The 13,123-nt window shown below is 70.9% G+C and carries 13 protein-coding genes; 7 read left to right on the top strand and 6 right to left on the bottom strand.

Annotated elements, in window-relative coordinates:
* Positions 1 to 19: 19 nt before the first annotated feature.
* Together ACZ4RZ_RS15635 and ACZ4RZ_RS15630 are read right to left on the bottom strand one after the other, a co-directional pair.
* The gene (locus tag ACZ4RZ_RS15635; protein ID WP_467745074.1) at positions 20 to 1,465 is read right to left on the bottom strand and encodes a sensor histidine kinase; all 1,446 of its coding nucleotides are present in this window, start codon (positions 1,463 to 1,465) and stop codon (positions 20 to 22) included.
* A gap of 101 nt (positions 1,466 to 1,566) precedes the next feature.
* Positions 1,567 to 2,319, bottom strand: a complete 753-nt coding sequence (locus tag ACZ4RZ_RS15630) for a response regulator transcription factor (RefSeq protein WP_467744917.1) — start codon at positions 2,317 to 2,319, stop codon at positions 1,567 to 1,569.
* 218 nt (positions 2,320 to 2,537) lie between these two features.
* Between ACZ4RZ_RS15630 and ACZ4RZ_RS15625 the strand changes: the two genes are divergently transcribed.
* The 7 genes from ACZ4RZ_RS15625 to ACZ4RZ_RS15595 all read left to right on the top strand — a co-directional run bounded on the left by ACZ4RZ_RS15625 (position 2,538) and on the right by ACZ4RZ_RS15595 (position 9,252).
* On the top strand, positions 2,538 to 3,899 hold the full coding sequence (locus ACZ4RZ_RS15625; protein ID WP_467744915.1) for a ferredoxin reductase family protein: 1,362 nt from the start codon (positions 2,538 to 2,540) through the stop codon (positions 3,897 to 3,899).
* A 7-nt stretch (positions 3,900 to 3,906) separates the two neighbouring features.
* Complete coding sequence (locus tag ACZ4RZ_RS15620; RefSeq protein ID WP_467744913.1) at positions 3,907 to 4,392, top strand: FMN-binding protein; 486 nt, start codon at positions 3,907 to 3,909, stop codon at positions 4,390 to 4,392.
* 124 nt (positions 4,393 to 4,516) lie between these two features.
* Entirely contained in the window at positions 4,517 to 5,854 is a 1,338-nt protein-coding gene (locus ACZ4RZ_RS15615) for a ferredoxin reductase family protein (protein ID WP_467745073.1), read from the top strand.
* A 19-nt stretch (positions 5,855 to 5,873) separates the two neighbouring features.
* Positions 5,874 to 6,668 (top strand): FMN-binding protein, encoded by a 795-nt coding sequence (locus tag ACZ4RZ_RS15610; protein WP_467744911.1) that lies wholly within the window; start codon positions 5,874 to 5,876, stop codon positions 6,666 to 6,668.
* A 43-nt stretch (positions 6,669 to 6,711) separates the two neighbouring features.
* Positions 6,712 to 7,449, top strand: a complete 738-nt coding sequence (locus ACZ4RZ_RS15605) for an FAD:protein FMN transferase (RefSeq protein ID WP_467745071.1) — start codon at positions 6,712 to 6,714, stop codon at positions 7,447 to 7,449.
* A 290-nt stretch (positions 7,450 to 7,739) separates the two neighbouring features.
* Positions 7,740 to 8,555 (top strand): DUF899 family protein, encoded by an 816-nt coding sequence (locus tag ACZ4RZ_RS15600; RefSeq protein WP_467744909.1) that lies wholly within the window; start codon positions 7,740 to 7,742, stop codon positions 8,553 to 8,555.
* 262 nt (positions 8,556 to 8,817) lie between these two features.
* Entirely contained in the window at positions 8,818 to 9,252 is a 435-nt protein-coding gene (locus tag ACZ4RZ_RS15595) for a transposase (RefSeq protein ID WP_467744908.1), read from the top strand.
* A 20-nt stretch (positions 9,253 to 9,272) separates the two neighbouring features.
* Here the strand turns inward: ACZ4RZ_RS15595 and ACZ4RZ_RS15590 are convergent, their stop codons facing one another.
* The 4 genes from ACZ4RZ_RS15590 to argJ are packed head-to-tail and all read right to left on the bottom strand — an operon-like array spanning position 9,273 to position 13,097.
* Positions 9,273 to 9,809, bottom strand: coding sequence for an arginine repressor (locus tag ACZ4RZ_RS15590; protein ID WP_388868828.1), 537 nt, complete (start codon positions 9,807 to 9,809; stop codon positions 9,273 to 9,275).
* Between the two features lie 23 nt (positions 9,810 to 9,832).
* Positions 9,833 to 11,020, bottom strand: a complete 1,188-nt coding sequence (locus ACZ4RZ_RS15585; RefSeq protein ID WP_467744906.1) for an acetylornithine transaminase — start codon at positions 11,018 to 11,020, stop codon at positions 9,833 to 9,835.
* Entirely contained in the window at positions 11,017 to 11,931 is a 915-nt protein-coding gene (gene argB, locus ACZ4RZ_RS15580) for an acetylglutamate kinase (RefSeq protein ID WP_467744904.1), read from the bottom strand. The genes ACZ4RZ_RS15585 and argB overlap by 4 nt, the downstream gene beginning before the upstream one ends.
* Positions 11,928 to 13,097 carry a bifunctional glutamate N-acetyltransferase/amino-acid acetyltransferase ArgJ gene (gene argJ, locus ACZ4RZ_RS15575; RefSeq protein WP_467744902.1) on the bottom strand — a complete coding sequence of 390 codons (1,170 nt, stop codon included), beginning with the start codon at positions 13,095 to 13,097 and terminating at the stop codon, positions 11,928 to 11,930. Before argJ ends, argB begins: the two co-directional genes overlap by 4 nt.
* Between the last annotated feature and the right edge of the window lie 26 nt (positions 13,098 to 13,123).

The following is a 13,123-nucleotide window of genomic DNA, read 5'->3' as shown; positions in this document are numbered from 1 at the left end:
GCGAATTTCCCCGCGCCCCTTACGGGGCGCCGCCAGCCCCGTCCATCCGTAGGCGGACCGTGAAAGTCGTCGATCCCGGGCGGCTCTCCAACCGCACGCCGCCGCCGTGCGCCTCCACCACCGCCGCCACGATCGACAAGCCCAGCCCCGCGCCACCGCCCGCGCCCTCCGTGCGGCGACGGTCGGCTCGGGTGAAGCGTTCGAAGACGCCTGGCTGGACGTCCTCCGGCACCCCCGGTCCGTCGTCGTGCACCGTGAGGACGGCCGTCCTGTCGTCGGTCTCCAGCGACACCGTCACCTTGGTGCCCACGGGCGTGTGCAAACGCGCGTTGGCCAACAAGTTGGCCAACACCTGTTGCAGTCGGTGCGCGTCGCCGTTCACCGTCACCGGCTCCTCCGCCAGCTCCAGCGTCCAGCGGTGGTCGGGGCCCGCGGCCCGGGCATCGGTGACGGCGTCGAGGACGAGGTGGGTGAGGTCGACGGGGAGCCTCTCCAGAGGGCGGCCGGCGTCGAGCCGGGCGAGCAGCAGCAGGTCGTCCACCATCTCCCCCATGCGGGCCGACTCGGCGGCGATGCGTTCCAGTGCGCGGGTCACCTTGGGAGGCACCGGGCCCGGGTGCAACAGCGCCAGCTCGGCATGGCCGCGGACCGAGGCCACCGGGGTGCGCAGCTCATGGCTGGCGTCGGCGGCGAAGCTGCGCAGCCGTTCCTCGCTCGCGTGCCGCTTGGTCAGCGCGTCCTCGACATGGCCGAGCATGCGGTTGAAGGCACCGGCGACCCGGCCCACCTCGCTGCGCGGATCGGACTCGGGAGCACGCGGCGGCAGCGCCACCTCGCCGCTGGCGAGCGGAAGTTCACTGACCCGCGTCGCGGTCGCGGCGACCCGGCTCAGCGGGCGCAGCGACCAGCGCACCCAGAGGGCGCCGGTGACCCCGGCGACGGCTAGGGCAGCGCCGAAGACGGCGGAAGCCACCAGCTCCAGACGGTGGACCGCGGCCGTGACCGGCTCCATCGGCAACCCGGTGATCAGGACGTCGCCGTCGAGGCCCGGCACCGCCGTCACCCGGTACTCGCCCGCCACCGACAGGCAGATGGTGTGTCCCCCGCCGTCGAGCGGCACTCCGGTGAGGGCCTTCTTGTCGGCGGCTGTCACGGGCACGTTCACGGCGGTGGCCGTGCCGCCGGAGGGTACGACCGCCGCGTTGGTGACGTCCTGGCCCACCAGCCGGGCGCCGAGCGTCCCGGCGCTCTGGTTGCGTGTGTCGCCGTGCTCGTCGCCGTCGTGGTCCGACGGCTTCGCGGCGCCGTGCTCCAGGCTCGCGGGAAATCGCGCCCCGACGTCGTGCAGCTGCTGGTCCAGGCGGCCGGTGAGGAAGCCGTTCAGTTCGTACACGGCGGCCACCCCGACGGCGGCGCAGCTGACGGCGAGCAGCACCACAAGCCCGGCGGTGAGCCGGGCCCGCATCGTGCGCGGGCGCGGCAGCCCGCGCGCGCCCGCCGCCAGCCACGCCCGCCGCCCCCTCGCCCACGACCACCGCCGACTCACCCAGGGCCACGCCCGCGGGCTCATCGTCCCGCCACCGGCTTGATCACGTATCCGGCGCCGCGCACCGTATGGATCATGGGCTCGCGGCCCGCGTCCACCTTCTTGCGCAGATACGAGATGTAGAGCTCGACGACATGGGCCCGGCCGCCGAAGTCGTACGACCAGACGCGGTCGAGGATCTGCGCCTTGCTGAGGACCCGGCGCGGGTTGCGCATCAGGAAGCGCAGGAGCTCGAACTCGGTCGGCGACAGCTCGACCAGCTCGCCGCCCCGGGTCACCTCACGGGCCTCCTCGTCCATGACCAGGTCACCGACGACCAGCCGTGGTCCCTCGTCCAGTTGCCGGGCCATGCCCGCGCGGCGCAGCAGCCCGCGCAGCCGGGCGACGACCTCCTCCAGACTGAACGGCTTCGTCACATAGTCGTCGCCGCCCGCGGTGATACCGGCGATACGGTCCTCGACGGCGTCCCGCGCGGTGAGGAAGAGGACGCAGACGTCGGGCTTGACCGTGTGCAGGTCGCGCAGCACGTGGAACCCGTCGGTGTCCGGGAGCATCACGTCGAGGACGACGGCGTCCGGCAGCAGCTCCCGCGCCCCGGCGACCGCCGAGGCCCCGTCGCCCGCCGTGCGCACCTCCCATCCCTCGTAGCGCAGGGCCCCGGAGAGGACCTCGGCCAGATCAGGGTCGTCGTCGACGACGAGGACGCGGACAGGGGTGCCGTCGGGGCGGGTGAGCGCGGGCCGGCCGTTGCCTCGGGAGCGGGGAGTGTTCATGACGTCTTCCAGCATCGCTCTTCCCGGAGGCCGCACCCTCCCCCGGCGCCTCTGAGTTTCCTCTGAGTCACCTCTGGTCGTCGCTCTGGGCTTCCTCTGAGTCACCTCTCCTCCTCGCTCTCGGTTTCCTGTGAGTCCGCGCTGAACGCCCCTGTTCAGAGCTTCCTCAGAAGTTCCGGACGCACAGTTTCCTCCCGGACAGCCGGAAGGACGGACAGATGACCACGGTGTACGAGCGGGCGGCGGTCCCGCGCGCCACTCGAGGACGCAGGCGACCCCACCCCTCGCACGCCGGGCCGCTGCTGGCCCTGCTCTGGGCCGGAGCCGCCGCCGTCGTCGCCCTGTGGTGGACCGACACGCGCTCGGTGGTGGGCCTCGCCGGATGGCTGACCGACGCCGGGCGGATCGCCGGGCTGCTCTGCGGCTACAGCTGTGCGGTGCTGGTGGCGCTGGTGGCCCGGGTACCCCTTCTGGAGCGGCGCACAGGCTCCGACCGGGTGGCCCGCTGGCACGCCATGGCAGGCCGGTACACGATCTGCCTGCTTCTCGCGCACATCACGCTGATCCTCTTCGGGTACGCGGCCCAGGACGGGTCGGGCATCGCGCACGAGACGCTGAGCGTGGTGTTCGACTATCCGGACATGCTCAAGGCCACGATCGGCACACTCATCCTCTTCGCCGTCGGGATCACCTCGGCGCGTGCGGCCCGCCGTCGGATCCCCCACGAGTTCTGGTACTACGTGCACCTGCTCACGTACGTGGCGGTCTTCCTCGCCTTCTTCCACCAGCTCGCGCTCGGATCCGACTTCGTCGGCAACAGCCTCGCCCGGGCCGCCTGGTACGTGCTCTACCTGGGCACGGCCGCACTCGTCGTATGGTTCCGGCTGCTCATCCCGGTGCGGCTCAATCTGCGCCACCGACTGCGGGTGGAGTCCGTGTACCGCGAGGCGCCGGGGATCTTCTCCATCGTCGTCCGCGGGGAGCGGCTGGACGAGCTGAACGCCCAGGCGGGGCAGTTCTTCCGCTGGCGGTTCCTCTCGGACGGGATGCGGTGGACCTCCACGCCGTACTCGCTGTCGGCGCCGCCCCGGCCCGACCGGATGCGGATCACCGTGAAAGCGCTCGGCGACCACAGTGCCGCGGTGGGGCTGCTGCGGCCCGGCACCCGGGTGTGGGCGGAGGGCCCGTACGGCTCGCTGACCGCCGAGCGGCGCACCTCGTCGAAGGCGCTGCTGATCGCGGGCGGCGTCGGCATCACGCCGTTGCGCGCCCTGTTCGAGACCCTGCCGGGCCAGGTCACCCTCCTCTACCGGGCGCGCAGGGCCGAAGACCTCGCACTGGGCACCGAGTTGGAGGCCATCGCGAAGTGGCGCGGCGCGCGCGTCCTGTACGCGGTCAACGGCGCCGACGGAACGCGCCCGCGGTTCACCGCCGAGACCCTGCGGGCGAGCGTGCCCGACATCGCCGCGCACGACGTCTATCTGTGCGGCCCGCCCACGATGGCGCGGGACCTGTACGAGGCGCTGCGCGCGGCGGGTGTCCCCGACCGCCGTATCCACCACGAGTCGTTCGAGCTGTGAGGCCGCCTTGCACGCCCTGAAGAAGCAACATCCGCTGCGCCGCGTCGTCCTGGCGGCCGCCAGTACCGTCACCGGCGTCGTCCTGCTGCTGTCGCTGAAGCCGCACACACCACCGACCGTGGCCCAGGCGTCCTCGTCCGCCGGCCAGTCCCCGTCGCGGTCCTCGCAGTCTCCCTCTCCCACAAGTACTGCCGGCTCCCCCAAGAGCAGCACGGGCACCAAGACCGTCACCGGTGACACGGTCCAGACCCGTTGGGGCCCCGTCCAGGTGCGCATCACGCTGAAGAACGGAAAGATCACTGACGTCACCGCGGTCGCCTACCCTTCGGACAATCCGAGGGACCAGGAGATCAACAGCTACGCGATCCCCCAGCTCAGGCGCGAGGCGCTCGCCGCGCAGAGCGCCCAGATCGACTCCGTGTCCGGAGCCACGTACACCAGCGACGGTTACCGGCAGTCCCTTCAGTCGGCACTGGACTCGGCCGGCCTCTGAACGCACTGCAGTCGTGGACCGTATCTCTGGGCCAGGGGACCACTCCCCTTGCCCCGTCCCCCCGGACGAACACGGAGGAACCGTGTCCACGATCGCCGGTGGCCGCGCCGCGCGGCGCCAGACCATGCGCCGTATCCGCCCACGCCGCTCGCCCGCCGTCCCGTTGCTGCTCGCCGTCTGGGCGGGGGCGGCCGGGGTCATCTGGCTGTGGTGGAACAACACCCCGTCCATCGCGGACGACAACAGCAAGATCCTCAACGCGGGCCGGATCACCGGACTACTCGCCGGTTATCTGATGGCGCTCGTGGTGCTGCAGATGGCCCGTGTTCCCGCCCTGGAGCGCCGGGTGGGCTCCGACCGGGTCGCGCGCTGGCACGCCATGAGCGGCCGGTACACGATCTGTCTGGTCCTGGCCCACCTCTTCCTGACCATGTGGGGCTACGCCCTGCAGTCCGGCAAGGGGCTCGGCGGGATCGTGCAGCAGACCATCGACTCGGTCAACCAGCTGCCCGACATGGGCAAGGCCGCGATCGGCACGGGTCTGCTGGTGCTCATCGGGTTCATCTCCATCGGCGGCATCCGCCGCCTCATCCCGTACGACACCTGGTACCACGTCCATCTGCTGACATACGCAGCTGTGTTCCTGACGTTCTGGCACCAGCTGTCCACCGGCAACGACTTCGCCGTGGAGCCCGTCGCGAAGACGGTCTGGTACGGGCTGTACGGGTCGGTGACCGCGCTCGTGATCTGGTACCGGATCCTCGCGCCGATCCGGCTCAACCTGAAGCACCGGATGCGGGTCGAGGCAGTGATCGAGGAGACGCCCGGGATCGTGTCGGTGCTGATCAGCGGGCAGAAGCTGCACCGGATGGGCGCGGAGGCCGGGCAGTTCTTCCGCTGGCGCTTCCTGGCGCCGGGGATGCGGCTCAGCTCCCACCCGTACTCGCTGTCGGCGGCGCCCCGCCCCAACATGCTGCGCATCACCGTGAAGGCGATCGGCGACCACAGCGCCGCGCTGCGCGACCTGGAGCCGGGCACCCGGGTCTGGGCGGAGGGCCCGTACGGGGCGCTGACAGCGGGCAAGCGCAGCCGCGGCAAGGTGCTCCTGGTGGCGGGTGGCGTCGGCATCACGCCGATGCGGGCGCTCTTCGAGACGCTCCCCGGCGCGTCCGGCGACCTGACGCTGCTCTACCGGGCCAACAGCACCCAGGACCTGGCCCTGTGGGACGAGCTCGCCGCGATCTCCAAGGAGCGCGGGGCCCGCCTGATGTACGCGGTGAACAGCCCCGAAGGGGAGCGCCCGGACATCTCGGCGGAGTCGCTGCGCCGGAAACTGCCGGACATCGACCGCCACGACGTCTTCATGTGCGGGCCGCCCGGCTTCGCGCAGCAGGTGTACGAAGCACTGCGCGGCGCGGGGGTCCCCGCCCGCCGCATCCATCACGAGTCGTTCGAGATGTGAGCGACGGGAGTCAGGAGCGATGAAGAAGAGCCACCCCATTCGGCGCGTCGTGCTCGCCACCGCCGCCACCGTGTCCGGGATCGTCCTGCTGCTGTCGCTGAAGCCGTCCTCGGACCCGGCGGCCGCAGCCGCGGGAGCGGCCCCGCAGCAGACGGCGGCCGGGCAGGAGTCGCCCCAGGGCGGCAGCGCTCAGCAGACGGGCACGCAGACCGTCACCGGTGACGTGGTGAAGACCCAGTACGGGCCGGTCCAGGTACAGCTGACCATGAGCGGCGGCAAGATCACCAAGGCGGACGCGGTCCAGGCCCCCAAGGGCGGAACCAGCGACCAGAAGACCGCCCTGGCCATACCCAAACTCAACCAGGAAGCCGTCGCCGCCCAGAGCGCCGACATCGACGTGGTCTCGGGGGCGACCTACACGAGCGGCGGCTACAAGCAGTCCCTGCAGTCGGCCCTGGACAAGGCGAAGGCGGCCGGCGGTACGGCGGGATCCTCCGGGGCGGCCGGGTCGTCCTCGTCGCCGCAGGCGCCCGTCACGCAGGCCCGCTCCGTCACCGGAAACGTGGCCCAGACCCAGTACGGGCCCGTCCAGGTACGGCTCACGCTCACCGGCGACAAGATCACCAAGGCCGAGGCCGTCCAGGCACCCAGCGGCGGAACCAGCGACCAGAAGACCGCCCTGGCCATACCCAAACTCAACCAGGAAGCCGTCACCGCCCAGAGCGCCGACGTCGACGCGGTCTCCGGCGCCACCTACACCAGCGGGGGATACAAAGAGTCCCTGCAGTCGGCCCTGGACAAGGCCGGTGGCTGAGTCCGCGGAGGCCCCGCCCGCGCTGCGCCACGCAGAGGAGGTCATGGGTACGGTCTTCTCCTTCGACGTACGGGGAGGGGAACCGGCGGTCGTACAGACGGCGTTGGAGGAGGCGATCGCTCAACTCCACTGCGTGGACGAGGTGTTCAGCACCTACCGCGAGGGCAGCCAGATCTCGCGTCTCGCGCGCGGTGAGCTGACGGTCGAGGAGTGCGCTCCGGAAGTCACCGAGGTGCTCGGTCTGGGCGCGGAGGCGGAGCGGCTGAGCGAGGGCTGGTTCAGCACGACGTACCAGGGTGAGTTCGACCCGACGGGGATCGTGAAGGGCTGGGCGACCGAGCGCGCCGCCCGGCTCATCGCGGCGGCCGGGGCGAGCGGAGTGAGCGTCAACGGCGGCGGCGACGTCCAGCTGTGCGGTGTGCCCGGGTCGCACCGGCCCTGGCGGGTCGGCGTGTCGGACCCGCTGCGCCCGGGTTCGCTCGCCGCCGTGGTCTCCGCGGCCGGAGTCGACGAGCTCGCCGTGGCCACCTCCGGCACCGCCGAGCGCGGCACCCACATCGTCGACCCCCGCACCGGCCGGTCCGCGGTCACCGACCTGGTCGCCGTGACTGTGGTGGGCCCCCGACTGACCTGGGTCGACGCCTGGGCGACGGCGGCCTTCGCGATGGGCTCCCGCCAGGCTCTGGACTGGCTGGAGTCCCTCCCCGGCATCGAGGCCCTGCTGATCACTGCGGGGGACGAGGTGAGGTGCACCGGGGGGCTGGCTCAAAGACTGGGCTGAGCCCCGTAAGGGGAGCGGGGCTGTGACATTGTGCGGCTCCGCCGCGTGGGCGCGAGCAACCACGGGGCCCGCACCGGGACACACAAAGGCGCACCCCGACCGGGGGTGCGCCTCCACTGTCGTACACCTCAGAGCGCTTCTGTGAACTTGTCAGCCCGACGTGGTCCGTGCAGGCTCGGCCGAGGGCGCCCCCTGCCGCGATGAGTTCCGGCCGGGTCGCGAGTCTGTTCTGGTGAGCGTCATAGGACGTCGTACGACGCTGCCCGGCACGAGACACCACGGAGGACACCATGACGACCACGCCCGGCAACGCGAGCAGCGACCTCCCCGGCAAGCCGCCAGTCGTCGACCTGGCCACCTGGCAGGCGGCGCGCGAGGAGCTGCTGGTCCGCGAGAAGGCGCACACCCGTGAGGGCGACGCGATCGCCGCGGCCCGGCGGCGGCTGCCGATGGTCGAGCTCGACGGCGCGGTCGAGGTCACCGGCGTTGACGGGCCGGTCCCGTTCCTCAACCTGTTCCAGGGTCGCGACGAGCTCGTGGTCTACAAGCACATGTGGTACGACGGCGCGCCGCACCAGGGGCAGTGCGAGGGCTGCACCACCACGGCCTGGCACGTGAAGGACGCCGTCTACCTCAACGCCCGGGGCGTCTCGTTCGCCGTCCTGACCTCGGGTCCGTGGGACGAGGTGGCTCCCTACGTCGAGTTCATGGGTTACACCCAGCCCTGGTACTCGGTGCGGGGCGTGGAGGCGCCGGTCGGCGGAGGAATGGGGCACATCGTCTGTTTCCTGCGCGCCGGCGACCGCGTGTTCCTCACCTACTCCACTACGGGCCGTGGCAACGAGCCGGTCAACGGGTCCCTCGGCCTGCTCGACATGACGCCCTACGGCCGCGGCGAGGCGTGGGAGGACAACCCCGAGGGCCGGCTCGTGATCGGCGATGTCCGCGAGGGGCACCCGTCCGAGGGCCGCCAGGCCTGCTGGTACTGGCGCTCGGACGCCGACGGCGTCGCCACCTGGGGGCCGACCAGCCGGCCCGTGCCGCAGTGGACCCGCCCCGGCGCGACCCCCGTGGAGACCCTCGGCCGGCACGGCCACCACCACTGACGCGCCTTCGTCGACGGCGTCGGCACAAGGTGTTGGGTGCCGGGCGGAACCTCCGGACGATGCGAACGGCCCCCGCGTGCTCGATCGGTGAGCGGTTCGCCCGGAAGGTGAAGGACTCCTGGCAGGAGAGGGCCGTCCAGGCTTGCCGGTCCTACCAGGAGTCCGGGTGCACGTATCGTCCGAGTGCCCGTACTCGTCATGCCCTGGTCATGGCCGGGGTGGTGATCGTCCCTCGTGGCGGCACTCCTACCCCGGTTCGACGATGACCGACGGGCGGTTGGCGCCGCTGGCGCCGCCGCTCCCGGCGCGGCAGGGAGCCGGTCGACACCGGCGGGCTGCTGCTGGCCGTCGTGGTCACGGCCGTCTCCTTGCAGGACCGCGACGGTGCGTTCCGCATCACCGCGGCTGCGCGAGGCGTTCTCCACGATCAACCCTGGTGTGGGCCGACGCCGGGTACACAGGCCGGTTCGTCCGCGACGCGCGCAAGATCTGGGACCTGGCCGTGGCGATCGTCAAGCGCCCCGACCAGGCCAAGGGCTTTCTCCTGCTCCACCGCCGCTGGGGCGTGGAACGCTCCTTCGCCTGGCTGACCAAGTTCCGCCGCCTCGTACGCGACTACAAGACCCTCCCAGCCACCCACGAAGCCATGATCTGGACCGCCGCCACCTGGCAGCTCAGCAACCGCCTCACCCGCTGACCCAGCTCACAGACGCTCTCTCAGTGATTGTTCTGAGCCAACCGCAAGAGGTGATCGGCCAGCGCCTGACCGCCGGTCGGGTTGCGACTGATGAGCAGCAACGTGTCGTCCCCGGCGATCGTGCCGAGAATGTCATGCAGCTCGGCCTGATCGATGGCCGAGGCGAGAAACTGCGCGGCCCCCGGCGGGGTCCGCAGAACCACAAGATTCGCGGAGGCCTCCGCGGAGATCAGCAGCTCCGCGGAGAGCCGCCGCATCCGCTCCTCCTTCGCCGACTCGCCCAGCGGCGCGCGCGGCGTGCGGAAGCCGCCCTCGCTCGGTACCGCGTAGATGAGGTCGCCGTCGTTGTTGCGGATCTTCACCGCGTTCAGCTCGTCCAGGTCCCGGGAGAGCGTCGCCTGGGTGACGCTCAGCCCGTCGTCGGCGAGAAGCTTCGCCAACTGACTCTGGGAGCGCACCGGTTGCCGGTTGAGAATGTCCACGATCCGGCGGTGGCGTGCGGTGCGGGTCTGCGGCACGGCAGGCCCTGCGTGCTCGTGGTCCTGCGCCTGACTCATCGTCGTCGTCCCATTTCTCAGGATCATCCGTCCCCGTTGGCTGCGTCGAGGACGCCGGGAAGGGCCTGGAGGAACGCGTCCACTTCGTCATCGCCGAGGTTCAGCGGGGGCATCAGCCGTACGACATCGGGGGCGGGCGCGTTCACCAGGAAACCGGCGTCCTGAGCCGCCTGCTGCACCTGGGGCGCGAGCGGCTCGGTGAGCACGATACCCAGGAGCAGCCCCGCACCCCGGACATGGCCGATCAACGGGTGCGCGAGTGACTCGATTCCGTCCCACAGCTTCTCGCTCGTACGCTTCACGTTTTCAAGGAGTCCTTCGGACTCGATCGTGTCGAGTACGGCCAGTCCGGCGGCGCAGACGACCGGGTTGCCACCGAAGGTCGTGCCGTGGTGACCGGGCTTCAGCAGCCCGGCGGCCCGGCCGAAGGCGACGGTGGCGCCTAGCGGCAGCCCACCGCCGAGGCCCTTGGCGAGCGTGACGATGTCCGGCAGGACGCCCTCGTGGGCCTGGTACTCGAACCAGTGTCCGGTCCGGCCGATTCCGGTCTGCACCTCGTCGAGGACGAGGAGGGCTCCGGTGGCGGCGGTGATCGCCCGGGCGGCCTTGAGGTAGCCGGCGGGCGGCACGACCACGCCGTTCTCGCCCTGGATGGGCTCGATGATCACCAGGGCGGTGTCCTCGGTGACCGCTTCGGCCAGGGCCTGCGCGTCGCCGTACGGGACATGTGTGACGTCGCCGGGGAGCGGCAGGAACGGCTCCTGCTTGGCGAGCTGACCGGTGAGCGCGAGGGCGCCCATGGTGCGGCCGTGGAAGCCGCCGGTGGTGGCGACCATGTGCGTCCGCCCGGTGAGCCGGCCGATCTTGAAAGCGCCCTCGTTGGCCTCGGCGCCCGAGTTGCAGAAGTACACCCGGCCCTCGCGCCCGAAGAGCTGCAGCAGCCGTTCGGCGAGCGCGACGGGCGGCTCGGCGACGAAGAGGTTGGAGACATGGCCGAGGGAGCCGATCTGCTTGCCGACGGCCTCGACGATCGCGGGGTGGGCATGGCCGAGCGCGTTGACCGCGATCCCGCCGACGAAGTCGAGGTACTCCTTGCCGTCGGCGTCCCACAGCTTGGTCCCGGCGCCCCGGACGAGCGGCAGCCGCGGCGTGCCGTAGTTGTCCATGAGCGAGCCCTGCCACCGCTGGGTGAGCTCTTCGTTGCCGGTCATGCGGCGTCCCCCGTTTCCTCGTCGTCCGGCACGACCATCGTGCCGATCCCCTCGTCGGTGAAGATCTCCAGCAGGATCGAGTGCTGGACCCGGCCGTCGATGACGCGGGCCGTGGTGACGCCGTTGCGCACGGCGTGCAGACAGCCCTCCATTTTCGGCACCATGCCGCTGGCCAGCTCGGGCAGCAGTTTCTCCAGCTCGGAAGCGGTGAGGCGGCTGATCACCTCGTCGCTGTCGGGCCAGTCCTCGTAGAGGCCCTCGACGTCCGTGAGGACCATGAGGGTTTCGGCCCCAAGTGCCGCAGCGAGTGCCGCAGCCGCCGTATCAGCATTGACGTTGTAGACATGTCCGTCGTCCTGGGAGCGGGCGATCGAGGAGACGACCGGGATCCGGCCGTCGGAGAGCAGCGCCTCGATGGCGCCCGTGTCGATGTCGGTGATCTCGCCGACCCGCCCGATGTCGACCAGTTCGCCGTCGATCTCGGGTTGGTGCTTGGTGGCGGTGATGGTGTGCGCGTCCTCGCCGGTCAGGCCGACGGCGAGCGGTCCGTGCTGGTTGAGCAGCCCGACCAGCTCGCGCTGCACCTGTCCGGCCAGCACCATGCGTACGACGTCGATGGCGTCCTCGGTCGTGACACGCAGGCCGGCCTTGAACTCGCTGACGATGCCGTGCCGGTCGAGGGCGGCGCTGATCTGCGGGCCGCCGCCGTGCACGACGACGGGCTTCAGCCCGGCGTGGTGCAGGAACACGATGTCCTGCGCGAACGCCGCCTTCAGCTCCTCGTCGATCATGGCGTTGCCGCCGAACTTGACGACGACCGTCTTGCCGTTGTGCCGGGTCAGCCAGGGCAGCGCCTCGATGAGGATCTGCGCCTTGGGCAGAGCGGTGTGTTTCCTGGTGACATTGCTCATGAGGAGTACGCGCTGTTCTCGTGGACGTAGTCGGCAGTGAGGTCGTTGGTCCAGATCGTGGCGGTCTCGCCGCCCGCGGCGAGGTCGGCGACGATGTGGACCTCGCGGTAGCGCATGTCGACGAGGTCGCGGTCCTCGCCGACGCCGCCGTTCTTGCAGACCCATACGCCGTTGATGGCGACGTTGAGCTGGTCGGGTTCGAAGGCGGCCCGGGTCGTCCCGATGGCCGAGAGGACACGGCCCCAGTTGGGGTCCTCGCCGTGGATCGCGCACTTGAGGAGGTTGTTGCGGGCGATCGAGCGGCCCACCTCGACGGCGTCGTCCTCGGTCGCAGCGTTGATCACCTCGACCTTGATGTCCTTGCTCGCACCCTCGGCGTCGCGGATGAGCTGCTGCCCGAGGTCGTCGCAGACCGCCCGTACGGCCTCCGCGAACTCCCCGTATTCCGGGGTGATGCCGGAGGCGCCGGAGGCGAGCAGCAGCACGGTGTCGTTGGTGGACATGCAGCCGTCGGAGTCGACGCGGTCGAAGGTGACCTTCGTGGCCGCGCGCAGTGCCTTGTCGAGGGTCTCGCTGTCCACGTCGGCGTCCGTGGTCACCACGACGAGCATGGTGGCGAGGCCGGGGGCGAGCATGCCGGCACCCTTGGCCATGCCGCCGACGGTCCAGCCACCCTTCGTCGCAACCGACGTCTTGTGGACCGTGTCGGTGGTCTTGATGGCGATGGCGGCCTTCTCGCCGCCGTGCGGGCTGAGCTGGGCGACTGCCGCATCGACGCCCGGCAGCAAATTGTCCATGGGCAGCAGCACACCGATGAGGCCCGTCGAGCACACCGCGACCGCGCCCGCGCCGATCTCGCCGAACCCTGCGGCGTCGAGGGACTCGGCCACCTTCTCCGCCGTGGCGTGGGTGTCCTGGAAGCCCTTGGGCCCCGTACAGGCGTTGGCGCCACCGGAATTGAGGACGACGGCAGTCAGCTCGCCGCCCTTGAGGACCTGCTCGGACCACAGGACGGGCGCGGCCTTGACGCGGTTGGAGGTGAAGACGCCGGCGGCCGCGCGGCGGGGCCCGTTGTTGACCACGAGGGCCAGGTCCGGGTTGCCGTTCTCCTTGATCCCGGCGGCGATCCCCGCCGCCGTGAATCCCTGTGCTGCCGTGACACTCACTGCATCTCCTTGTTCGCCCCGCCGCG

The sequence above is a fragment of the Streptomyces sp. NPDC027189 genome (assembly GCF_055566975.1).
This window is presented reverse-complemented; position numbering and strand designations above follow the sequence as displayed.

What these genes read in the sequence shown, in the direction of transcription:
- ACZ4RZ_RS15635 (WP_467745074.1), bottom strand. Translation starts at nt 1,465, where the DNA reads ATGCGGGCCCGGCTCACCGCCGGGCTTGTGGTGCTGCTCGCCGTCAGC.
- ACZ4RZ_RS15630 (WP_467744917.1), bottom strand. Translation starts at nt 2,319, where the DNA reads ATGAACACTCCCCGCTCCCGAGGCAACGGCCGGCCCGCGCTCACCCGC.
- ACZ4RZ_RS15625 (WP_467744915.1), top strand. Translation starts at nt 2,538, where the DNA reads ATGACCACGGTGTACGAGCGGGCGGCGGTCCCGCGCGCCACTCGAGGA.
- ACZ4RZ_RS15615 (WP_467745073.1), top strand. Translation starts at nt 4,517, where the DNA reads ATGCGCCGTATCCGCCCACGCCGCTCGCCCGCCGTCCCGTTGCTGCTC.
- ACZ4RZ_RS15610 (WP_467744911.1), top strand. Translation starts at nt 5,874, where the DNA reads ATGAAGAAGAGCCACCCCATTCGGCGCGTCGTGCTCGCCACCGCCGCC.
- ACZ4RZ_RS15605 (WP_467745071.1), top strand. Translation starts at nt 6,712, where the DNA reads ATGGGTACGGTCTTCTCCTTCGACGTACGGGGAGGGGAACCGGCGGTC.
- ACZ4RZ_RS15600 (WP_467744909.1), top strand. Translation starts at nt 7,740, where the DNA reads ATGACGACCACGCCCGGCAACGCGAGCAGCGACCTCCCCGGCAAGCCG.
- ACZ4RZ_RS15595 (WP_467744908.1), top strand. Translation starts at nt 8,818, where the DNA reads ATGACCGACGGGCGGTTGGCGCCGCTGGCGCCGCCGCTCCCGGCGCGG.
- ACZ4RZ_RS15590 (WP_388868828.1), bottom strand. Translation starts at nt 9,809, where the DNA reads ATGAGTCAGGCGCAGGACCACGAGCACGCAGGGCCTGCCGTGCCGCAG.
- ACZ4RZ_RS15585 (WP_467744906.1), bottom strand. Translation starts at nt 11,020, where the DNA reads ATGACCGGCAACGAAGAGCTCACCCAGCGGTGGCAGGGCTCGCTCATG.
- argB (WP_467744904.1), bottom strand. Translation starts at nt 11,931, where the DNA reads ATGAGCAATGTCACCAGGAAACACACCGCTCTGCCCAAGGCGCAGATC.